We start from the raw sequence: 20,708 nt of genomic DNA on the forward strand, positions 1-20,708 counted from the left end.
AGTATCAGTTAGCTGATACTAGGAGGAACCATGAGCGAACTCATCGCGATCACGGGTGTGACCGGCGACGTCGGCGGCAAGACCCTCGAGAAGCTGCGGGCCGCGGGCGCCCCGGTGCGGGCCGTCGTCCGCCGCCGCGAGCAGGCCGAGGCGCTGCAGGCCCGAGGCGTCGATGCCAGGATCGCCGACCTCGGCGACCGCACGGCCCTCGCCGCGGCGCTCGACGGCGTCGACCAGCTGTTCCTGGTCACGGCCGCGACCCAGAAGCAGGCCGAGCACGGGGCGAACGGCGTGTGGGCGGCGAAGGAGGCCGGCGTCCGGGCGATCGTGCAGCTCTCCGGCGGCGACGCGGCCGAGCACTCGCCGATGCCCTGGGCCAGCGCCATCTGGCAGATCGACGAGCTGGTGCGCGCGAGCGGTCTGGAGCGGACGATCCTGCACCCGTCCGGGTTCATGACGAACCTCGAGTCGTCGGGGCCGGCGATCCGGAAGGGGCTGTTCCCGCAGACCATGGGCCGCGGCCGGATCGGCTGGATCGACACCGACGACATCGCCCGGGTCGCCGCCCACGTGCTTCGCGAAGGCGTCCACGTCGGTGCGGAGCCCGTGCTGACCGGGCCGGAGCTCCTCGACGGCCGCGGCGTCGCGCGGGGCCTCGCGGAGGGGCTCGGGCGCGGGGTGCGGTACGTGCATGTGCCCAGCAGGGTGTTCGCCGTGATCCTGCGAGCCAACGGCGTCCCTGCCTGGCAGGCGGAGGGCCTCCGGCAGCAGTTCGGCGTCGTGGCCCGCCGCGGGCTCGACGGGGTCGACCTGCTCACCACCGACGTCGAGCGGATCACCGGCGAGCCCGCGCGGTCGCTCGCCGCCTGGGCTCGTTCGCGGCGGGCGGTGCTGCTCGGCGAGGGGTGAGCGCCGCCGGTCACCCCCGTGCGGGAGCTCGGCGTCCGATGTCGGCCTCCGCCCGCTACACGACCGAGGACACCCGGGTCACAACCGCGGACACCCGGGTCACAACCGCGGATCCACCGGCTCCGACTCCATGGCGAGCACCCCGAACACGGCCTGGTGCACGCGCCACACCGGCTCCTCGGCGACGAAGCGCTCGACGGCCTCGACTCCGAGGGCGTACTCGCGGAGAGCCATCGATCTCTTGTGCCCCACGTCGCGGTCGCGGAGGCGTGCGAGGTTCGCCGGCTCCAGGTAGTCGGGCCCGTAGATGATCCGGAGATACTCGGCCCCTCGCACCTTGATCCCCGGCTGGGCGAGCGAGCGGGTGCCTCGAGTGAGACCCACCGCCGGCTTCACCACCATGCCCTCGCCGCCGTCCGCCGTGAGTGCCTCCCACCAGTCCGTTGCCGCAGCCTCCGACTCGGGGACGGCGAGGTCGACCTCGATCCGGCGGGTGCGTCGGATGAAGGCCTCGTCGGCCTCCGCGAGCCGGTCGGCGAGCGCGAGGTGCCACGCGTGCTCCTGGCCGAGGTGGCTGGCCCCCTCGGACGCGAGCAGTTGGAAGGGCGCGAGCTGGACGCCGTCGAGACCCGAGACGGGGGCGCTGTAGCGACGGTACGCGTCGCGGTACGCCTCCGCGTTCGCTGCGCGGCTCTCGGTGCGCGCGAGGAGGTCGCCGACGTCGACGCCCCGGTCGAGGGCGGTCTGCAGGATCGCGGCCGCGGCCGGAAGCGCAGCAGTCGCCGCCGCTGCGACGCTCGCGTACTGCTCGCGGATCATCGCGCCCGCCTTGAGAGACCACGGCAGGAGCTCGGCGTCGAAGAGGAGCCAGGAGGTCTCGAGCTCCTCCCACAGGCCTGCAGCGGCCGCTGCTCGGTCGAGCCGCTCGAGGAACGCCTCGCCGGTGGCGTCGTCGAAGAACGGGCGGCCGGTCCGGGTGTGGACCGCACCCCTCCAGCCGGAGGGTGCACCGAATCGCGCGGGGTCGCGGGTGAGCAGCACGACAGCTCGCGAGCCCATGTGCTTCTCCTCGCAGAGGACACGCTCGACGCCCTCTCTCCGGTACGAGGCGAACGCCTCGGCGGGGTGCTCCAGGACCCCGGGGCGGCTCGAGACGTGCGGCGGACTCATGGTCGGCGGCAGGTAGACGAGGCGTCGAGGGTCGGTGGCGAAGCGGCTCATGACCTCCAGAGCGCCGGCGGCGCTGTCCTCGCGGATGCCCACCTTCCCGAACGCGCGGGTCTCGACGACCTGCTTGCCGAGGACGTCGTCGATGCGGAGGAGGCCCGGGTCGCGCGGGGGCGCCGTGCCGGTGGTACCCGTCGCGGATCCTGCTCGCCCGAGCGGAGCGGCCGGCTCGTACCAGACCTTCTCGGCCGGCACGCTGACGACCTCCTTCTCGGGGTAGCGCAGTGCGCTGAGCCTCCCGCCGAACACGCAGCCCGTGTCGAGGCACATGGTGCCGTTGACCCACTCCGCCTCGAGGGTCGGGACGTGCCCGTAGAGCACCGTCGCCGAGCCGCGGTAGTCGTCCGCCCACGGGAGCCGGACCGGGAGGCCGTACTCGTCGGTCTCGCCGGTGGTGTCGCCGAACAGGGAGAAGGCGCGGACCCTGCCGGAGGCGCGGCCGTGGTACTTCTCGATCAGTCCGGCGTGGGCGACGACGAGGCGCCCGTCGTCGAGGACGAGGTGCGAGACGAGATCGCGGCAGAACGTCAGGACCCTGTGGCGGAACTCGGCGCTCTCCTCCGAGAGCTGCGCGAGGGTCTCCGCGAGACCGTGACTCGCCTGGACCTTCTTGCCCTCGAGAGCGCGCACGAGCTTCGCCTCGTGGTTCCCCGGGACAGCCAGGGCGTGCCCGGCCTCGACCATGCCCATGGCCAGCCGCAGGACGCCCGGCGTGTCCGGGCCGCGGTCGACGAGGTCGCCGAGGAAGACGACGCGACGCCCGTCGGGATGCGCGGCGTCGACGGGTCTCCCCTCGTCGTCCCGCTCGATCTCGTAGCCGAGAGCACCGAGGAGCGACTCGAGCTCCGAGCGGCAGCCGTGCACGTCGCCGATCGCATCGAACGGTCCGGTCTCGCCCCGCCGATCGTTGAGGAGCGGCTCGCGGACGAACTGGGCCTCCGCCACCGCATCCACGCCCGACAGGACGTGCACGCGCCGGAAGCCCTCCTTGCCGAGGAACTTCAGCGAGCGGCGCAGCTGATCGTGCTGACGCTTGACGACGGACGCGCCGAAGGTGCGGTCGGCGCGGCTCGCGTTGCGCTCGACACACACGCTCTGCGGCACGTCGAGGACGACTGCGACCGGGAGCACGTCGTGCTCACGGGCGAGCTCGACGAGCGAGCGGCGCGACTCGGGCTGGACGTTGGTCGCGTCGATGACCGTCAGGAGCCCGGCCTCGAGACGCTTGGCCGCGACGAAACGGAGGGCCTCGAAAGCGGCCTTCGTCGCCGCCTGGTCGTTCTCGTCGTTCGACACCAGGCCGCGGAACCAGTCGCTCGAGAGCGTCTCGAACGGGCCGAAGTGCTGCGCGGCGAAGGTCGACTTGCCGGACCCGGAGGCGCCGACGAGGACGACGAGCGACATGTCGGGAAGGGCGAGCGGGGGCATCAGGAGGCCTTCTTCCGGAAGAGTGCGAGCTGCGTCGGTGAACCGTGGCGGGCGTCGACGTCGCCGACGGGCCGGTACTCGACCGTGTAGCCCCGGCGGTCCGCGACCCCGTCCGCCCACGCGGCGAACTCCTCGCGCGACCACTCGAAGCGGTGGTCCGGGTGCCGGAACGCACCGGCGGACAGAGTCTCGAACAGAGTGTTGTAGTCGGCGTTCGGAGTCGTCACGACGACCGATCGCGGGGCGGCGGCTCCGAAGACAGACGCCTCGAGAGCAGGGAGGCGCTCCTCGTCGACGTGCTCGACGACCTCCATCAGCACGACGGCGTCGAGGCCGCTGATCCTGTCGTCCTGGTAGGTCGCCGACGACTGCAGCAGTCGCACGCGCTCCCGCTGCCGATCGCCCGCCTCGCGCAGGTTCAGCGCGCGCTCCGCCCTCGCCAGGACACCGGCGGAGACATCCGTGCCGATGATCGTCGTGAATGCAGGATCCGCGAGCAGCCGCCGGAGCAGCGCTCCCTCGCCGCAGCCGACGTCGGCGACCGTGCGGGCCCCGACGTCTCGGAGTGCCCGCAGCACCGCCTCCGCGCGCTGCGGAGCGAGGGGTGCCGGTCGGACGGCGGCGGGCTCGACATCCGAGGGCTCCGACGGGAGGTCCTTCAGCGCGGCGATCCTGACTTCGGCGCCGAGGAGTCCTTCAGCCTCTTCGACCATGGAACGCTGGTGGGCGAGGTAGCGCCGCGTGATGAGCTCGCGCTCGGGGTGCTCGGGCAGCCATCCCTCGCCGGCGCGGAGCAGCTTGCCGACCTCGTCGTCCGACACCCAGTAGTGCTTGGCGTCGTCGAGGACCGGGAGCAGGACGTAGAGGTGACGGAGGGCCTCTCCGAGACGGACTTCACCCCGGAGGACGAGGTCGACGTAGGCGGAGTCGCCCCACTCCGGGAACGCAGGATCGAGCGGGATCGGCTTCGCGACGACGGTCCACCCGAGCGGCTCGAACAGTCGCGCCACGAGGTCGTCCGAGTCGCGTCCTCGAGCCGGCAGGGCCGCCACGGTGATCTCGAGGGGCAGGGCTGACGCCGCGAGCTCGGGGAAGGACTCGCTCGTGCCGTTCATCGCTGTCCGGAACACCTGGCCGAGAGCGACGGCGACCATCGACGAGGAGGCGTACGGGCGGTCGTTCACGTAGCGCGCGAGGGTTGCCGCGTCGCTGCCGCGGAAGCGCTTGTCGCGGACGAGCCCTACGGGGTCGACCTCCAGCAGGAGCGCCACGGTGCACCTGTCGTCGGACACCTCGGGGTAGAAGACGTGAGCCGTGCCGACGCTGAGCGAGAAGGCCTGAGCGCGGTCGGGGTGCTTGCGCAGGAGGTGGCTCAGATCGGACGCGGAGGGCGCGGTCGAGGTCACGGTGACCAGCACGGGTCTCCTTCAATCGGCGGACGGTAGCCGATCAGTCTAGGGCCGGCGGCGACCAGCCCCTCACACCGGCTGCAGCGCGACCGTCTCCCCCGCGGGCAGCTCGACACGGATCGGATCGCCGGCCCGGAGCACACCGCCCGTGACGACGACCGACATGACGCCGCCCTTCCGCTCGACCTCGCCGTCCTGCGAGTGCCCGAGCACCTCCTTCAGGAGGCCCGGCTCGAAGCCGTTGATCTGCTGGCACGGGTTGCGGAGGCCGGTCACGCGGACCACGGCCTCCTCGCCGAGGTGCAGGAGCGTGTCGGCAGGGAGCCGCAGCAGGTCTACGCCGCGCGTGGTGACATTCTCGCCGAGCTGCCCGGGTGCGACCTCGTAGCCCCGCTCGCCGACCTCGTCGAAGAGCTCGGCGTGGATCAGGTGCACCTGCCGCAGGTTCGGCTGCGCAGGATCACGGGCAACCCTCGACAGGTGCTGCACGGTCACGCCCGCGTGCGCGTCGCCCTCCACCCCGAGGCCTGCGACCAGCAGGATCTCGTCGACGACGTCCTTGCTGAAGCGGTGCTGCCCGTCTCGGCTGACGGCCACCACGGATCCTGCCTGTTCGCTCTGTGCCATGCCCGATTCTCTCGCACCGACCCGCTCGGCGCGCATCGACGCACGCCGCTCCCATAATCGCGACATGAAACCACTGCGCGCGGTGGTTTCTTGTCGCGATCTCGGGCGAGGGCGCGGGCGAGGGCGCGGGCCCGGTGCCGCTAGGCCCGGCCAGCAGCGGCGCGGCGCGCGACCACGACCGCACCGGCCGCGAGCGCCCCGACGAGCAGGAGGTTCCGCGAGATCGTCCGGCGGCGCCCCTTCCAGCCGCCGGTGGTGGTCGCATCGGCAGGATCCGCGCTCGGCTCGAACAGGGCGCCGGACGTGTCGGGCGCCGACTCCTTTCTCGACAGGTGCGTCTTCTCCGTTTGCAGGGCCATCTGCGCCTCCACCGCAGCGGGCGTCATGCGGTGCTGCCGGACGAGGGCCCTGCCGATCCTGCCGACCGCGATCTCGGTGCCCTTGCCCGGAGCAGTCGCCGCCTTGACGACGGCGGCGGCCACCTGCTCGACCGGGTACACCGGCGGCATCGCCTGGATCGCCCGGCCGGTGTGGTTGGCGCTGTGCCGGAAGAAGGGCGTGTCGACCGTCGGAGGCAGGACGGTGACGACGTGCACGTGCTTCTGCTTCGCGAGCGCCAGCTCGGACCGGAGGCTGACGCCGAGCGCGCGGACCGCCGCCCTCGACATGCCGTAGGGCGCCGTGTACGGCTGCGGCACCTCGCCCACGATCGACGACACGTTGACGACCACTCCGTGCCGCTGACGCACCATGACCCGGAGGGCTGCCCGCGCCCCGTAGACGTAGCCCATGATGTTGACGTCGAGCACCCGCCGGAACTCGTCCATCGGCATGTCGAGGAACGGCGAGAACGACGACACGGCGGCGTCGTTGACCCAGACGTCGATCCTGCCGGTCGTCGAGAGCGCCCTGGCGCCCAGCCGGTCGACCGCCTGCTCGTCGGTGGTGTCGGTCGGCACGACCACGGCGACGGCTCCGCGCTTCCGGCAGAGCGCAGCGACCTCCTCGAGGGCGTCGGCGCGCCGAGCGGCGAGGAGGAGGGTGGTGCCGCGTTCGGCGAACCGGAGGGCCGATGCTCGGCCGATCCCGCTCGAGGCTCCTGTGATGACGATGGTCCGCTCGCGTGTGCTCATGGGTCCCTTGTAGACCGGGCCCGTCTGCCGTGCCGACGGTTGCGCTTTCGCGGGAGGTCGTCTAGCGGCGGTGAGACGAGATCAGACTCACGAACGAGAATTCCCCGCGGAAGAAGCGACGCTTCGACCACGGGGAACCGGATTCTGGTGCACCCCCTCGGACTTGAACCGAGAACCCACTGATTAAGAGTCAGTTGCTCTGCCAATTGAGCTAGAGGTGCGTGGCCTGTGGAAACCGGAGTTCCGCAACCGAGGAACAACATTAGCATGAGATGAAGGCGCTCAAGAACGCGCCTCAGCATCGAAGGAGAACCATGTCCGATCGCCTCGAGAAGGGCGCTGTCGCGCCCGACTTCACCCTCCCCGACGAGACCGGCAAGCCGGTCTCGCTCTCCGACTTCCGGGGCAGCAGGGTGATCGTGTACTTCTACCCGGCGGCGTCGACGTTGGGGTGCACGACTGAGGCGTGCGACTTCCGCGACAACATCAACTCGCTGAAGTCGGCCGGCTACCAGGTGCTCGGGGTCTCGAAAGACGAGGCGCCGGCGCTCCAGAGGTTCCGCGACGAGCAGGGGCTGAACTTCCCTCTGCTGAGCGACCTCGACCTGGGCGTCCACCAGGAGTACGCGGCCTACGGTGAGAAGTCCCTCTACGGCAAGACCGTCACCGGCGTGATCCGGTCGACGATCGTCGTCGACGAGGAGGGCCGCGTCGAGCTGCCCCTCTACAACGTCAAGGCGACGGGGCACGTGGCGTCGCTCCGCAAGAAGCTCGGCATCGACGACTAGCCGGTCGGCGTCGCGCGCCGTCAGTCGCGCTTCGTCGTCGCCGCGACGACGGAGGGCGAGATCAGCAGGACGAAGACGACGACGGCCGGCACGACGAGCGCCCAGCCGACCGCGGGCGTGGCGGTGAGGCCCTGGAAGCACCCGATCCCGACGGCGAACATCAGCACCTGCCAGACGATCGAGGCACCGCGCATCCAGGCCCTCCCCCGCCAGGCCGCGACGACGATGAAGCCCAGCCACACGGTGGCCACGAGGGCGAGCACCAGGATCGCGATGCCTGCGGCGACCGAGTCGGCGGTCGCCCCGAAGACCTCCGCGACCAGCACGAGCGACACGACGACCATCAGGAGGAACTCGGCCGTCAGGAGCACGATCAGCAGCCACATCAGCGGCGGTCTCGGGGCCGACACCTGTCGTCTCGAGACGTCGTCACGTGGATGTCCGCCCGGCTCCGTCACGCTTGAAGTCCTCTCTTAACCCCTTGATTTGGTCACACCAGTATGCGACCATATTCGAGGTCGAAGTGACGTGCACATTGCTGTGCATGCCTCCCGAATTCTTTTCTTTCCCCCACCGGAACCCGAGCACTTTGCTGTGGGGTTCAGCATTTAAGGAGTACCCATAGATGGATTGGCGTGACAAGGCCGCCTGCCTCACTGCAGACCCGGAGCTCTTCTTCCCCGTCGGCAACACCGGGCCCGCCGTCGACCAGATCGACAAGGCGAAGGCCGTCTGCGGGCGCTGCACCGTCACCGAGACCTGCCTCCAGTACGCGCTCGAGACCTCCCAGGACTCCGGCGTCTGGGGCGGCCTGAGCGAAGACGAGCGCCGCGCCCTCAAGCGCCGCGCCGCTCGCGCCCGCCGCGCCAGCTAGTCTCGGCCCGGCCTCACAACTTCACACGATCACGGCAGACCCTCGGGTCTGCGGCGCCGGGGGGCGCGTTCCGGCACGGGAGACCGTGCGGGGCGCGCCCTTCGTCTGTCTCGCGCCGTCGTGATCCTGCGCGGTTCAATAAGGCCAGCCGGGCCTACGCCGGCTGCTGGATCCAACGCAGCGGCACATCGATAGTCACCTCGGTGCCCGAGCCGACCAGCGTGTGCCAGTCGATGGTGCCGGCGAGCTCGCCCTGGATCAGCGTGCGGACGATCTGAGTGCCGAGCCCGGAGCCGACCTTGCCCTCGGGCAGGCCGATGCCGTTGTCGCGCACCTTCACGGTGAGCTCCTCGTCGGTGCGCTCCGCGATGATGTCGACGTCGCCGTCGCGGCCGTCGAGGCCGTGCTCGACCGCGTTCGTGACGAGCTCGGTCAGGGCCAGGGCGAGCGGCGTGGCGTACTCGCTCGGCAGGGTGCCGAAGCTGCCGGTGAACTTGGGTCGGACGGTGGTGTTGTGCGACGAGGCGACCTCGGCGATGAGCAGCAGCACGCGTTCGAAGACCGTGTCGAAGTCGACGTTCTGGTTGAGGCCCTCCGAGAGTGTGTCGTGCACGACGGCGATCGACTCGACGCGCCGCATGGCCTGATTGAGAGCGTCGCGGGCCACGTCGGTGTGCGTGCGCCGCGCCTGGATGCGCAGGAGCGACGCCACGGTCTGCAGGTTGTTCTTGACGCGGTGGTGGATCTCGCGGATCGTCGCGTCTTTGGTGATGAGCTCGCGCTCCTGGTGGCGGAGCTCGGTGACGTCGCGGCAGAGGACGATCGCGCCGACGCGTTCGCCGCGGTCGCGCAGCGGGATGGCCCGGAGCGAGACCGTCACGCCCTTCGCCTCCACGTCGGTGCGCCACGGCGCCCGGCCGGTGACGACGAGTGGCAGCGACTCGTCGACGACGAGCTTGCCGGAGAGCAGGTTCGTGGTCACCTCGGCGAGGGACTCGCCCTCGAGCTCGCCGAGGAAGCCCATGCGGTTGAAGGCCGAGAGGCCGTTCGGGCTCGCGAAGACCACGGTGCCGTCGACGTCGAGTCGGAGGAGACCGTCGGATGCACGCGGGGCGCCGCGGCGCGGGCCGGTCGGAGCCCCGAGATCGGGGAAGTCGCCGGCGGCGATCATGGCGAACAGGTCGTTCGCGCACTGGTTGAAGGTCAGCTCCTGACGGCTCGGCGTGCGGGCCTCGCTGAGGTTGGTGTGCCGGGTGATGACGGCGATCGGGTGCTCGCTTACGTCGGGACGGCTCGCCCCGAGGCGACGCAGGACGGGCACGGCGCGCACGCGCGTCGGGGTCTCCTCGTACCAGTCGGGCGCGGCCGAGTCGACGATCCGCGAGGCCTCGAAGGCCTGGCTGATCTGGGCGCGCCACTCCGGACGCACCTCCTGCCCGACGAAGTCGCGGTAGAACAGCGTCGCCGAGCTCGACGGCCGCGCGTGGGCGACCGCCACGAAGCTGCCGGAGTCGGTGGGCACCCAGAGCACCATGTCGGCGAACGCGAGGTCGGCGAGCAGCTGCCAGTCGCCGACGAGCAGGTGCAGCCACTCGACGTCGGCCTCACTGGAGCGGCCCTGGGCGAGAACGAGATCACTGAGCGTCGACACGACACCAGCCTAAACGCCAGCACCCGGGAGTCCTGCCGCGGGCGGAGATAGAAGGACTTGTCCACAGTTCGATTAGGCGACGCGTGTCGCTCACTCGAAATGTCATATGTTGATGCTAAGCCCGCAGGGTCGCCCCCGGGCCTCCTGCCGGACGCTCCTTCCGTACACGAGCGAGAGCAGTCACCATGCCCCAGTCCTCCGCCGCGCTTCTCCGCGACGACCTCCTCCCCACTCCCCTGCCTCCCACCACCCGGCCTCCCGCTGCCCGGCCTCCCGGCGCGCACCCCCGTGCGGAGCCCCACCTGCGGGCGCTGCCCCCGCTCGCCCCCGCGGCTGCCGTTCCGACGGCGTCGCGGCCGGCCCCGCTGATCCCGCCGCCGAGCCCGGTGCCTCGGGCCGAGCTGCCCGATCCTGAGCCGCTCGCCACGAGCCTCGCCCGCTGCGTCGTCGAGATCCTGGCCGGAGCCCGCGACATCGAGCAGATCGCCCGCTGGGTGACCGACGACGTGTTCCGCCACGTGCAGAAGCGCGTGGCCCTGGCCGCACGAGCGCGGAGCGCCCGCGGCGAGCAGGCCCGGCGCCCCTCGTTCTCGGTCGGGACCGTGCGGGTGACCGAGCCGGCCGACGGCATCGTCGAGGCGGTGATCATCATCCACGGCCGGGCTCGGAGCCGGGCCGTCGCGCTGCGGCTCGAGGCCTTCAACAGCCGCTGGCGGGCGTCCGCCGTGCACGTGCTCTAGGGGCGACCCGGGCGGGCCAGGCGCGGCGCCGGCAGGTCAGCGCGACGCCGGCAGGTCAGCGCGGCGCGGGCAGGTCAGCGCGGCGCGGGCAGGTCGGCGCGGCGCGGGCAGTCAACGCTGCGTGGGCCCCTCGGCGTCGGCGATGCGGGCGAGCCACACGTCGAGCAGCTGACGCTCCGCCGGCTCGAGCGCGCGCGAGAGCGGCGCCAGAGCCCGGAGGGTGGTCGCCGCGGCGGCGAGCGACCCGTCGCCGGTCGCGGGCGCGTCCGTGGTGATCGCCGCGATCGTCGACTCGCGGGCCAGGTCGCTGAGGCCGAGGTCGCGCTCGTCGGGAGAGACATCGATGAGGCTCAGGATCACGCCCCGGGCCGTGGCATGCATCAGGGCGACGGCGCGCTCGACCGACACGGCGAGCCGCCCGGCTGCCGCGACCCGCGACACCTTCTCACGCAGCAGCGCCCGACCCGAGACCACCGAGGGCCCGTCGTGGGGGCGCGCGTCGGCGATGCGGTAGGCCGCGGGCTGATCGAGGCCGAAGCGGACCGTGTCGTCCCAGCCCGCCCGCAGTGCCTCGACCGGATCATCCGGCAGAGTCGTCGAGCTCTTGCCTGCGACCCAGTCGGCGAAGGCGCGTTCGGCCGCGGCGTCGAGCAGGCCGTCCTTGTCGCCGAAGAGGCGGTAGATCGCCGGTGCCTGGACTCCCGCCCTGGAGATGATCGCCCTGGTCGAGACCGACGGGGCACCGCCCTCGCGGAGGAGGTCGAGCACGGCGGTCAGGATCCGCTCGTGGGGGCTGGCCGCACCGTTCACCGTCATGTTCCGATGCTACCAACATCGTGTTAGCCTCGCTATCACGCTGCTACCGTGACCGAGGTAGCACTGATACCAGGAGGATCCCATGATCGTTGTGACCGGAGCAGGCGGCCGTCTCGGAGGAGCCGTGCTCACCGAACTGCTCGAGAGGATCGAGCCGAGCGACCTCGGAGTTAGCACTACCCGGCCGGAGGAGTTCGGCGAGCTCGCCGAGCGCGGGGTCCGGGTCCGGCGCGGCAGCTTCGACGATCCTGCGTCGCTCCGCGAGTCATTCGCCGGGGCCGACCGGCTCCTGGTCGTCTCGGCGCCGCGTCAGGGCAGTGAGGCGGTCGACGCCCACCGCACAGCGATCGACGCGGCCCGCGACGCCGGCGTGGGGCGCCTCTTCTACACGAGCCACGTCGGGGCCGACTCCCTGTCCGCGTTCCCGCCGACCGTCACGCACGCCGCGACCGAGGTGCTCCTCGCCGAGAGCGGGGTGCCGTTCACCTCGCTCCGCAACGGCTTCTACGCCGACACTCCCCTGCGGCTGCTCCAGGGTGCCGCCGAGACCGGCGAGCTCCGCGTGCCCGTCGACGCTCCGGTGTCGTGGACCCAGCACCGCGACCTCGCGCCCGGGATCGCGAGCCTCCTCGTCGACGAGAGCGTGACCGATCCTGCGATCAATCTCACGGCCGAGGCCGCCTTCGATCTGGACACTCTCGCCGACATCGCGTCTGAAGCCCTCGGGCGCAGGATCAGCGTCACGCACCTCGGCGACGACGAGTACCGCGCCGAGCTCACCGCGGCCGGCACCCCCGCGCTCGGCGTCACCATGATGCTCGGCATCTTCCGGGCCTCGCGGCAGCGTCACCTCGGCATCGTGGATCCGGCGCTCGCCCGACTGATCGGCCGCCCGACCACGTCGCTCGTCGACACGATCCGCGAGACCCTCGCCGCCTGACCGCCGGCCCTGCCGGGCCGCGCCCTCTCACGCCAAAACCCTCGCGATCGGCTGCCGCGGTGGTCCTAGGACCACCGTCGCGGCCGATCGCGAGGGTTTGAGGTGAGGGTTGGGGCAGGTGGGGCGGGCGCGCGGGAGGGGAGGGCGCGGGCTACTTCCGCTTGCCCTGCGAGCGACGCTCGGCACGGTTGACCGGGGTCGCGTCGGCGGTCGTGCTCTGGCCGAAGGCGCCGCGCTTGGCGGGGAGCCCGTCGCCGCCGGAGGCCTCGGTCGAACCGGAGGTCGCGCGCGCGGCGGCGATCTCGGGGTCGGCCATCTCCTCGACGAGCTGCTGCTGGCGCTGCGCCCGCGCGGTCTCGGCCTTCTCGAGGTGCCCGCTCTGGTCGCGCACCTCGACCTCGCCCTCGGTGTTCGGCGCCGAGAAGTTGAGCACCGCGTCGGCGTTCTCCCCCTCGCCGAGGCCCTTGGCCGCGATGATCGGGCCGTGGTCGTGACCCTCGTGGCCGACCTGGCTCTGCACCTCGACCTCGAGGTTGAACAGGAAGCCGATGCTCTCCTCGCGGATGGCGCCCATCATGTTCTGGAACAGGGCGAAGCCCTCGCGCTGGTACTCGACCAGCGGGTCGCGCTGAGCCATCGCGCGGAGGCCGATCCCGTCTTTGAGGTAGTCCATCTCGTAGAGGTGGTCGCGCCAGCGGCGGTCGATCACCGAGAGGACGACCTTGCGCTCGAGCTCGCGCATCGCGGACTCGCCGAGCGACTCCTCGCGGGCCTGGTAGGCGACGCGGGCGTCGGACAGGATCTCCTTGACCAGGAACTCGCGGGTCGCCTTGCCCTTGGAGCCGGCCTCGGTGATGACCTCGTCGATGGTGATCGAGATCGGGTACAGCGTTCCGAGCTCGGTCCACATGGCGTCGAGGTTCCAGTCGTCGGGGTTGCCCTCGCCGGTGTGGGAGTCGATGACCTCGGTGATGACGTTCTCGAGGAAGGCCTCGGTGCGGTCTCGGAGGTCGTCGCCCTCGAGGATGTGGCGGCGGTCGGAGTAGATCGCCTCGCGCTGGCGGTTCAGGACGTCGTCGTACTTGAGGACGTTCTTGCGGATCTCGGCGTTGCGGCCCTCGACCTGCGACTGGGCCGAGCGGATGGCCCGGCCGACGATCTTGTTCTCGATCGCGAGGTCGTCGGGGACGCTGCCCCGGCCCATGAGGTTCTCGGCCGCGCTGGAGTTGAACAGACGCATGAGGTCGTCGGTGAGCGAGAGGTAGAAGCGGCTCTCGCCGGGGTCGCCCTGGCGGCCGCTGCGGCCGCGCAGCTGGTTGTCGATACGGCGCGACTCGTGGCGCTCGGTGCCGAGGACGTAGAGGCCGCCGGCCTCGCGGACCTTGTCGCCCTCTTCTTCGACGGCGGCCTTCTTCTCGGTGAACACGTCGTCCCACGCCGACTCGTAGTCGTCGGGCGTCTCGACCGGGCTGAGGCCGCGGCTGTTCATCTCGGCGACGGCAAGGAACTCGGCGTTGCCGCCGAGCATGATGTCGGTGCCTCGACCGGCCATGTTCGTGGCGACGGTGACGGCTCCGAGGCGGCCGGCCTGCGCGACGATGGCCGCCTCACGAGCGTGGTTCTTCGCGTTCAGGACCTCGTGCTTGATGCCCTTCTTGGCGAGCAGCTTGGAGAGGTACTCGCTCTTCTCGACGCTCGTCGTGCCGACGAGGACGGGCTGGCCGGCCTCGTGGCGCTCGGCGATGTCCTCGGCGACCTGCTCGAACTTCGCGGTCTCGTTCTTGTAGACGAGGTCGGTCTGGTCTTTCCGCTGCATCGGCTTGTTGGTCGGGATGGCGACCACGCCGAGCTTGTACGTCGACATGAACTCCGCGGCCTCGGTCTCGGCTGTCCCGGTCATGCCGGAGAGCTTCTTGTAGAGGCGGAAGTAGTTCTGCAGCGTGACGGTGGCGAGGGTCTGGTTCTCGGCCTTGACCTCGACGCCCTCCTTGGCCTCGATGGCCTGGTGGATGCCCTCGTTGTAGCGGCGGCCCGACAGGATGCGGCCGGTGTGCTCGTCGACGATCAGGACCTCGCCGTTGATGACGACATAGTCTTTGTCGCGCTTGAACAGGGCGTCGGCCTTGATCGCGTTGTTGAGGAACGAGATCAGCGGGGTGTTGGCCGACTCGTAGAGGTTGTCGATGCCGAGGTAGTCCTCGACCTTCTCGATGCCCGGCTCGAGCACGCCGACGGTGCGCTTCTTCTCGTCGACCTCGTAGTCGATCTCGGGCTGGAGTCGGCGGGCGAGCGTGGCGAACTCCGCGAACCAGCGGTTCGCCTCGCCGGACGACGGCCCGGAGATGATGAGCGGCGTGCGCGCCTCGTCGATGAGGATCGAGTCGACCTCGTCGACGATCGCGAAGAAGTGGCCGCGCTGCACCATGTCGCTGGCCTGCCAGGCCATGTTGTCGCGGAGGTAGTCGAAGCCGAACTCGTTGTTCGTGCCGTAGGTGATGTCGGCGGCGTACATCTCGCGGCGCTCGGCCGGGGTCTGGCCGGCCAGGATGCAGCCCGTCGTCATGCCGAGGGCGCGGAACACGCGGCCCATCAGCTCGGACTGGTAGCTCGCGAGGAAGTCGTTGACCGTGATGACGTGGACGCCGCGCGAGGCGATGGCGTTGAGGTAGGCGGCGGTGGTCGCGACGAGGGTCTTGCCCTCACCGGTCTTCATCTCGGCGATGTTGCCGAGGTGGAGCGCTGCGCCGCCCATGAGCTGCACGTCGAAGTGCCGCATGCCGAGGGTGCGGCTCGAGGCCTCGCGGACGGCGGCGAACGCCTCGGGCAGCAGGTCGTCGAGCGACTCGCCGCCGGCGTACCGCTCGCGGAGCTCGGCGGTCTCGTTGTGGAGCTCTTCGTCGGTCAGCGACTTGAAGTCGTCTTCGAGGTCACCCACCGCCTTGGCGTACGCCTTCAGCTTGCGAAGAGTGCGGCCTTCGCCGACGCGAAGGACTTTCTCGAGAACGTTGGCCACCGGAAGACTCCCACTGTGTTTGGAACCGGCGCCCGGTCAGAGACCGGCACCGTCTGCTGTTACCAGCCCGTGATTTTAGCAAGCCTAGTGTCCGCGGCCCTGGGAGGCAGCCAAGCGGGAGCTCGACCACCTCCCAGTGCGGGGGTGGTGCGGATCAGACGGCGAGGCCGCCGCGGATCGCCATCTCGGTCTCCTGCCGGACCGGCGCGTTGTCGTCGAGGCCGATGACGCCGTAGTCCCAGCCCTTCCGGCGGTAGACGACGCTCGGGCGACCCGTCTCGGAGTCGGTGAACAGGTAGAAGTCGTGGCCGACGAGCTCCATGTAGTAGAGCGCGTCGTCGACGGTCATCGGGTCGGAGGCGAAGACCTTCTTGCGGATGACGACGGGGCAGTACTCGTCTTCGGGCTGCTCGGCGTCGGCGTCGACGACCTGGACCGCCCCCGTCCGGACCTGCTCGAGCGTCGCGGCGTCGGCCGGGACGATCCCCGCGCCGCGGAAGTCGTCGGCGGACGCCTCGTGGAGCGAGGTCGGCCGGTGCTGCCCGCGGTGGACCTTCGAGCGGTCCTTCGCTCGGCGGACCCTCTCGACCAGGCGCCCGATGGCGAGGTCGAAGGCCACGTACTTGTCGGATCCGCTCGACTCTGCGCGGACGAGCGGGCCGGGGCCGATGAGCGTCAGTTCGACGCGGTCGTCGCCCGCGGCCCCCGACTTCTCGTTGTGACGCGAGACCTTGATCTCGAGCGCCAGTGCTCGCGGTGCGAGCGAGGCGACCTTGTCGGCTTTCTCTGTGGCGTATTCGCGGAACCGATCGGTGATCCCGACGTTTCGACCCGTTACGGAAATGTCCATGACGTTCTCCCAGCCACTCTGGCGTGCCGCCATTCTGGTAGGCGGACTTCCTTTCACGCCGCGTAGGCCCACCGTAGCCATCCGGCCCTCTCGGTGTCACGCGATATTCACCTTTTGGACGCCTGCACACGCTCCTCCCATGAACGCCAGAGGAGGGCCTCACCCGGATCACGGGTTCTTCGCAGAGGCGAGCGGCGTGGCGGCGAGACAGCACGCGGCCACGACGTCGGCCCCCGCCTCTCGCGCTGCGCGGACCGCCTCCACGAGCGTCGCCCCGGTCGTCGCGACGTCGTCGACGATCACCACGCGTCGACCAGCCCAGAACGCCGGGCACCGGATCGTCCCCTCCCTCGTGCGGAGCCTCTCCGACCGCGACCTCGACTTCTGAGACCCCGACGAGCGCAGGATCGCCAGCCCCGGCCTCGCGACCACCGCTCCCGCCGCCCGCGCGACGAGGTCGACGGGGTCGTAGCCGCGTCGCCTCCGTCCGGCGCGCGAGGGCGGCACGGCCAGGACCGCGATCGGCCCGGCTCCCCCGGTCGGCGCGGGCGAGGCGAGGCGCCCGACCTCCGCAAGGGCGGCGCCGAGCGCTGGCCCCAGCGTCGCTGCGAGCCGGAAGCGGCCCGCCTGCTTGAACTCCAGGACGACGTCGCGGACGACGCCCTCGTACACCAGCGCGGACACGAGCGGCGTGCCGTCGGGCAGCCCGGTCACCCGGACGTCTCCTCGCAGCTTCGACCGGCAGCGCGGGCAGAGCTCGATGTCGGGCGCGCCACAGCCCGCGCAGTCGCAAGGCGCGACCAGCGCCAGGGCGCCGCGGAGGGCCGGCAGCACGGCGCCCCACGCGCCACGGAGGGCGGGCAGCACGCCGCGCCGGAGGAGGGGCGCGAGGGGTCGGGCGGGGGCGGGGAGAGACGAGGCGGGAAGGGGCACGGGGACAGCGTGCCCGGCCGGGATCCTGCGCGGGCTCGGCCCTGCGAATCTGGGGAGAGCCCGGCGCTCTCCCCAGGCCGCTAGCGCTGGGTCGCGAGGAGGTCGGCTGAGATGCCCGTGTCTTCCCAGCCGTTGCCGCGGGGCTCCAGGAGGTCTCCCGCGGCGGTCAGCACGCGGACGCGGTCGGCGCCGTTCCCGCCGACGATCTCGACGCCCGTGCCCGAGGGGCGGCCGAGGTCGGTCGTCTCGCCGCCGACGTCGTCCTCGGAGACGAGCGAGTCGCCGGCGTCGTTGGTCGAGAGGGTCGCGACGGTCAGCTCGTCTACCCAGGTGACCGAGACCGGGTTCCCCGCCGGGGGCGTGAGCTCGAGCGGGTCGCCGAGCTTCGTGGGCACGTGGTCGCCGTCGCGGATGATCGCCGCCACGAGGAGCCGGGTGACGCCGTCGGCGTTCAGGAGGAGCACGATCCTGGTTCCGTCTCTCGACACCTTGAACGAGATGAGCCGCTGGTCGGTCGGCAGAGACGACGTGACGGGGTGGGCGACGCCCTCGAGCGAGTACGCGGTGAGCGACCGGGGTGCGTCGGACTTCGCGCTCCAGACGTAGCCGAGGTCGTCGAGCGACGGGTCGACGAGCCCCGAGCGGGAGTCGACCTTGCGGGCGACGCCGTCCTCCTTGACCGCGAACACCCCGGAGGGCGAGCCGACCGCGGCGACGTTCTGCTTCGTCGCGAGCTCGACCGACGTCGGGTCGAGCGCGGTCACCGCCTTGGTGAGTCCGTCGATCGGCGAGATCGACGTCGGGCTCGCCCAGCCGAACTGGCCCTTCGCGATCACGAGCGGCCGCGCGTCGACCGTCGGGTTCGTCTGCGGCAGGGCGCTGGAGTCGGGGATCGACAGCGCGTTGCCCTCGACGCTCACGTCGACCGCGCTCACCGTCGCCACCGTCGCGAGGCTCGCGAGGAGCTGAGCGTGCATCCTGGAGCGCGCGGTCGAGTCGGCCGAGATGGCGTCGCGGGTGAGGTCGACCTTCGCCGTCCCCGACGAGACGGTGACCGACCCGAGCGAGAGCTGCGTGCCCTCGGGGAACGCCGACACCACGGCGCCGCGCAGCCAGGTCGACGGCCCGGCGAGGAGCGCCGTGACGATCCGGGTCGTCGTCGAGGTGCGGGCGAGGAACCACCGCTGGTCGGGCACGAGGTACGTGTAGGTCGGGTCGAAGAAGTAGACGGCGTGCGGCCGGAAGACGAGGTCGAAGTTGGCCGTCGAGAGCTGGATGCCGTCGGGCGCGTAGCTCAGCCGCCACTCCTTGTCGACCTTCACGAACTTGAAGCTGAGGTCGGTGGAAGTCGACGGCGGCGACTCCGTGTAGTGCCCCTCGGCGTCGACCGTGGCTGCGCTCTGCACGGTGAAGGTCGCCTGCGAGTCCGAGGTCGACGAGAAGGCACCCGAGCCCTGGCGCACGATGACGCCGGCGCGCGGATTCCACTTCTTGGCGAACGAGTCGGTGAGGTACTCGCGCGCGACCGCGTAGTCGCCCTGCGAACCGGTGCCGGCGGCGACGAAACCGCGCAGGATCCGCTCCTGGTCGCTCCCGGGCACCGGGCCGGAGGGGAGGTACTCGATGTCGCTCTGCACGTTGCTCGTGATCGGGTCGCCGGTCTGCACTCCCCCGGTCGACGGGATGCTCGCGCACCCGGCGAGCGCGAGCGCTGCGACGATGCCCACGGCCACGAGCCGGACGCGGCGGGAGAGGCTCCGGATCATCGGCCGCCTCCCTCGGGCTCGCTCCGCCGGCGCTCGTCGAGCGCGATCGGAGACGTCGTGATGGTAGCTCCTCGACGTCGGGGAAGCGTGACGACGAAGCGGGTGCCGATCCCGGGCTCCGACCAGACCTCGAGGCTGCCGCCGTGGAGCACGGCGTCCTCCCGGCTGATCGAGAGGCCGAGACCGGTGCCGCCGATGGTGCGCTTCCTCGACGGATCGGCCCGCCAGAAGCGGTCGAAGACGCGCTCCGTGAAGGCCGGGATCATGCCGGCGCCGTGGTCGTCGACGGCGATCGCGACGGCCGAGGCGTCGCTGTCGACGACGACCTCGATCGGACGGCCCTCCCCGTGCTCGATGGCGTTGCCGACGAGGTTCCGCAGGATCCTGCGCACCCGTCTCGGGTCGATCTCCGCATCGAAGTAGCCGCCGCGCGCGGTCACCGTGAGCGTCGACCCGGTACCCTCGGCGAGCGGGTAGAACTCGTCGACGCTCTGCTCGACGAGACGGACGATCGCCACCGGCTCCGTCTCGAGCTCCACGGCTCCGGCATCGAAGCGGGAGATCTCGAGGAGGTCGGCGAGGAGGGTCTCGAAGCGGTCGACCTGCGTGTGGAGGAGCTCGGCCGTGCGCGCGGCGGCGGGATCGAACGTGTCGCGGTTGTCGTACAGCATGTCGCCGGCCAGCCGGATCGTGGTCAGCGGCGTCCGCAGCTCGTGCGAGACGTCGGAGACGAAGCGCTGCTGCATGCGCGACAGGTCGGCGAGCTGCTCGATCTGGCGCTGCATCGCGTCGGCCATGCCGTTGAAGGAGCGGCCGAGGGTCGCGATGACGTCCTGGCCGGCCTCCGGGATCCGCTCCTCGAGGTGGCCCGCGGCGATCTTCTGACTGGTGGCGGCGGCGATCCTGATCGGTCCGACCACGAGCCGGACGACCACGTACGTGATCACCGCGATGAGGAGCACCAGGGCGATCGAGCCGATGGCGAGGGTCTGCTGCATGAAGTCGAGCGTCTTCTGCGCGTCGGCGAGGTCGTAGACGAGGTACAGCTCGTACTGCCCCGCCGTCGGGACCTGGAGCGTCGAGCCCACCGCGATGCCCGGAGAGCGCCCGCTGCTCGTCGTCAGCTCGACCGCCTGCAGGTGCAGCTTCTCGGTCTCGCCGGCGACCGCCGAGCGCATCGCCTTCGAGATCGACGAGTTCGGGAAGTCGGGGCTGGCGATGTTCTGGATCGTCTGCGAGGTGGTCTGGCCGGGGGTCCGCAGGATCGCGATGCTCGTCCCGCCCGGGCTCGACGTCGACGACAGGATCGCCGACTGGGCCTGGTTCTGCAGGGAGTCGAGCTCGACCTGGTTGTTGTCCTCGGTGGCGGTCGCCGAGTCGAAGATGTTCTGGGCGAGCTGCGTCGCCCGCTGCGACTCCGACTCGATCTGCTGGCGGCGCTGCTCGTACACGTTGGTGCCGATGCTCACCGAGATGGAGGCGCCGATGATCGTGACCGCGATCCCCGACAGGATCACGGTGATGGCGATGGTGCGGAACTCCAGCGACGAGCGCCACAGGCCGAGGAACCGCCTCAGCCACCTCCGCCACGGGACCGGGCGCAC

At 70.9% G+C, this 20,708-nt stretch carries 17 protein-coding genes and 1 tRNA gene; 5 read left to right on the forward strand and 13 right to left on the reverse strand.

Going from position 1 to position 20,708, the window contains the following annotated elements; all coding sequences use genetic code 11:
* Positions 1–30: 30 nt before the first annotated feature.
* A complete protein-coding gene (locus ABD733_RS04625; protein ID WP_344793851.1) occupies positions 31–909 on the forward strand; it encodes an NmrA family NAD(P)-binding protein in 879 nt (292 codons plus the stop codon).
* 99 nt (positions 910–1,008) lie between these two features.
* Here the strand turns inward: ABD733_RS04625 and ABD733_RS04630 are convergent, their stop codons facing one another.
* The 5 genes from ABD733_RS04630 to ABD733_RS04650 all read right to left on the reverse strand — a co-directional run bounded on the left by ABD733_RS04630 (position 1,009) and on the right by ABD733_RS04650 (position 6,954).
* Positions 1,009–3,564: a polynucleotide kinase-phosphatase gene (locus tag ABD733_RS04630; protein ID WP_344793852.1), complete on the reverse strand. Its 2,556-nt coding sequence runs from the start codon at positions 3,562–3,564 to the stop codon at positions 1,009–1,011.
* Positions 3,564–4,982 (reverse strand): 3' terminal RNA ribose 2'-O-methyltransferase Hen1, encoded by a 1,419-nt coding sequence (locus tag ABD733_RS04635; RefSeq protein WP_344793853.1) that lies wholly within the window; start codon positions 4,980–4,982, stop codon positions 3,564–3,566. Before ABD733_RS04635 ends, ABD733_RS04630 begins: the two co-directional genes overlap by 1 nt.
* A 60-nt stretch (positions 4,983–5,042) precedes the next feature.
* Entirely contained in the window at positions 5,043–5,600 is a 558-nt protein-coding gene (locus ABD733_RS04640) for an MOSC domain-containing protein (RefSeq protein WP_344793854.1), read from the reverse strand.
* Between the two features lie 140 nt (positions 5,601–5,740).
* Complete coding sequence (locus tag ABD733_RS04645; RefSeq protein WP_344793855.1) at positions 5,741–6,733, reverse strand: SDR family NAD(P)-dependent oxidoreductase; 993 nt, start codon at positions 6,731–6,733, stop codon at positions 5,741–5,743.
* A 145-nt stretch (positions 6,734–6,878) separates the two neighbouring features.
* A tRNA-Lys gene (locus tag ABD733_RS04650) sits at positions 6,879–6,954 on the reverse strand.
* A gap of 93 nt (positions 6,955–7,047) precedes the next feature.
* On the opposite strand from ABD733_RS04650, the gene bcp reads away from it, so the two are divergent.
* Positions 7,048–7,521: a thioredoxin-dependent thiol peroxidase gene (bcp, locus tag ABD733_RS04655; RefSeq protein ID WP_344793856.1), complete on the forward strand. Its 474-nt coding sequence runs from the start codon at positions 7,048–7,050 to the stop codon at positions 7,519–7,521.
* A gap of 20 nt (positions 7,522–7,541) precedes the next feature.
* Here the strand turns inward: bcp and ABD733_RS04660 are convergent, their stop codons facing one another.
* Positions 7,542–7,931, reverse strand: a complete 390-nt coding sequence (locus tag ABD733_RS04660; protein WP_344793857.1) for a hypothetical protein — start codon at positions 7,929–7,931, stop codon at positions 7,542–7,544.
* A gap of 215 nt (positions 7,932–8,146) precedes the next feature.
* Here ABD733_RS04660 and ABD733_RS04665 point away from each other — a divergent pair, with 215 nt between their 5' ends.
* On the forward strand, positions 8,147–8,395 hold the full coding sequence (locus ABD733_RS04665) for a WhiB family transcriptional regulator (RefSeq protein ID WP_119868947.1): 249 nt from the start codon (positions 8,147–8,149) through the stop codon (positions 8,393–8,395).
* A 154-nt stretch (positions 8,396–8,549) separates the two neighbouring features.
* Here the strand turns inward: ABD733_RS04665 and ABD733_RS04670 are convergent, their stop codons facing one another.
* Complete coding sequence (locus ABD733_RS04670) at positions 8,550–10,046, reverse strand: sensor histidine kinase (RefSeq protein WP_344793858.1); 1,497 nt, start codon at positions 10,044–10,046, stop codon at positions 8,550–8,552.
* 185 nt (positions 10,047–10,231) lie between these two features.
* Here ABD733_RS04670 and ABD733_RS04675 point away from each other — a divergent pair, with 185 nt between their 5' ends.
* On the forward strand, positions 10,232–10,786 hold the full coding sequence (locus ABD733_RS04675; protein WP_344793859.1) for an Rv3235 family protein: 555 nt from the start codon (positions 10,232–10,234) through the stop codon (positions 10,784–10,786).
* Positions 10,787–10,897: 111 nt separating this feature from the next.
* Here the strand turns inward: ABD733_RS04675 and ABD733_RS04680 are convergent, their stop codons facing one another.
* Positions 10,898–11,602, reverse strand: coding sequence for a TetR/AcrR family transcriptional regulator (locus tag ABD733_RS04680; RefSeq protein WP_344793860.1), 705 nt, complete (start codon positions 11,600–11,602; stop codon positions 10,898–10,900).
* Between the two features lie 82 nt (positions 11,603–11,684).
* On the opposite strand from ABD733_RS04680, the gene ABD733_RS04685 reads away from it, so the two are divergent.
* Positions 11,685–12,542 carry an NAD(P)H-binding protein gene (locus ABD733_RS04685; protein ID WP_344793861.1) on the forward strand — a complete coding sequence of 286 codons (858 nt, stop codon included), beginning with the start codon at positions 11,685–11,687 and terminating at the stop codon, positions 12,540–12,542.
* 151 nt (positions 12,543–12,693) lie between these two features.
* Here ABD733_RS04685 and secA read toward each other — a convergent pair whose 3' ends face one another.
* From secA to mtrB, 5 genes are all read right to left on the reverse strand, one after another.
* On the reverse strand, positions 12,694–15,555 hold the full coding sequence (gene secA, locus ABD733_RS04690; protein WP_344793862.1) for a preprotein translocase subunit SecA: 2,862 nt from the start codon (positions 15,553–15,555) through the stop codon (positions 12,694–12,696).
* A 154-nt stretch (positions 15,556–15,709) separates the two neighbouring features.
* Positions 15,710–16,405: a ribosome hibernation-promoting factor, HPF/YfiA family gene (hpf, locus tag ABD733_RS04695; protein ID WP_344793863.1), complete on the reverse strand. Its 696-nt coding sequence runs from the start codon at positions 16,403–16,405 to the stop codon at positions 15,710–15,712.
* 168 nt (positions 16,406–16,573) lie between these two features.
* Positions 16,574–17,338: a ComF family protein gene (locus ABD733_RS04700; protein ID WP_344793864.1), complete on the reverse strand. Its 765-nt coding sequence runs from the start codon at positions 17,336–17,338 to the stop codon at positions 16,574–16,576.
* Positions 17,339–17,418: 80 nt separating this feature from the next.
* Positions 17,419–19,104 (reverse strand): LpqB family beta-propeller domain-containing protein, encoded by a 1,686-nt coding sequence (locus ABD733_RS04705; protein ID WP_344793865.1) that lies wholly within the window; start codon positions 19,102–19,104, stop codon positions 17,419–17,421.
* Positions 19,101–20,708, reverse strand: coding sequence for an MtrAB system histidine kinase MtrB (gene mtrB, locus ABD733_RS04710; RefSeq protein ID WP_344793866.1), 1,608 nt, complete (start codon positions 20,706–20,708; stop codon positions 19,101–19,103). The genes ABD733_RS04705 and mtrB overlap by 4 nt, the downstream gene beginning before the upstream one ends.

Origin of the sequence: Frondihabitans peucedani (assembly GCF_039537585.1) — a bacterium.
GTDB classification, from domain to species: domain Bacteria; phylum Actinomycetota; class Actinomycetes; order Actinomycetales; family Microbacteriaceae; genus Frondihabitans; species Frondihabitans peucedani.

Excerpts from the sequence above, each read along its gene's own strand:
- ABD733_RS04640 (WP_344793854.1), bottom strand. The coding sequence starts at position 5,600 with ATGGCACAGAGCGAACAGGCAGGATCCGTGGTGGCCGTCAGCCGAGAC.
- ABD733_RS04705 (WP_344793865.1), bottom strand. The coding sequence starts at position 19,104 with ATGATCCGGAGCCTCTCCCGCCGCGTCCGGCTCGTGGCCGTGGGCATC.
- hpf (WP_344793863.1), bottom strand. The coding sequence starts at position 16,405 with ATGGACATTTCCGTAACGGGTCGAAACGTCGGGATCACCGATCGGTTC.
- ABD733_RS04675 (WP_344793859.1), top strand. The coding sequence starts at position 10,232 with ATGCCCCAGTCCTCCGCCGCGCTTCTCCGCGACGACCTCCTCCCCACT.
- ABD733_RS04665 (WP_119868947.1), top strand. The coding sequence starts at position 8,147 with ATGGATTGGCGTGACAAGGCCGCCTGCCTCACTGCAGACCCGGAGCTC.
- ABD733_RS04645 (WP_344793855.1), bottom strand. The coding sequence starts at position 6,733 with ATGAGCACACGCGAGCGGACCATCGTCATCACAGGAGCCTCGAGCGGG.
- ABD733_RS04625 (WP_344793851.1), top strand. The coding sequence starts at position 31 with ATGAGCGAACTCATCGCGATCACGGGTGTGACCGGCGACGTCGGCGGC.
- bcp (WP_344793856.1), top strand. The coding sequence starts at position 7,048 with ATGTCCGATCGCCTCGAGAAGGGCGCTGTCGCGCCCGACTTCACCCTC.
- ABD733_RS04680 (WP_344793860.1), bottom strand. The coding sequence starts at position 11,602 with ATGACGGTGAACGGTGCGGCCAGCCCCCACGAGCGGATCCTGACCGCC.
- ABD733_RS04685 (WP_344793861.1), top strand. The coding sequence starts at position 11,685 with ATGATCGTTGTGACCGGAGCAGGCGGCCGTCTCGGAGGAGCCGTGCTC.
- ABD733_RS04630 (WP_344793852.1), bottom strand. The coding sequence starts at position 3,564 with ATGCCCCCGCTCGCCCTTCCCGACATGTCGCTCGTCGTCCTCGTCGGC.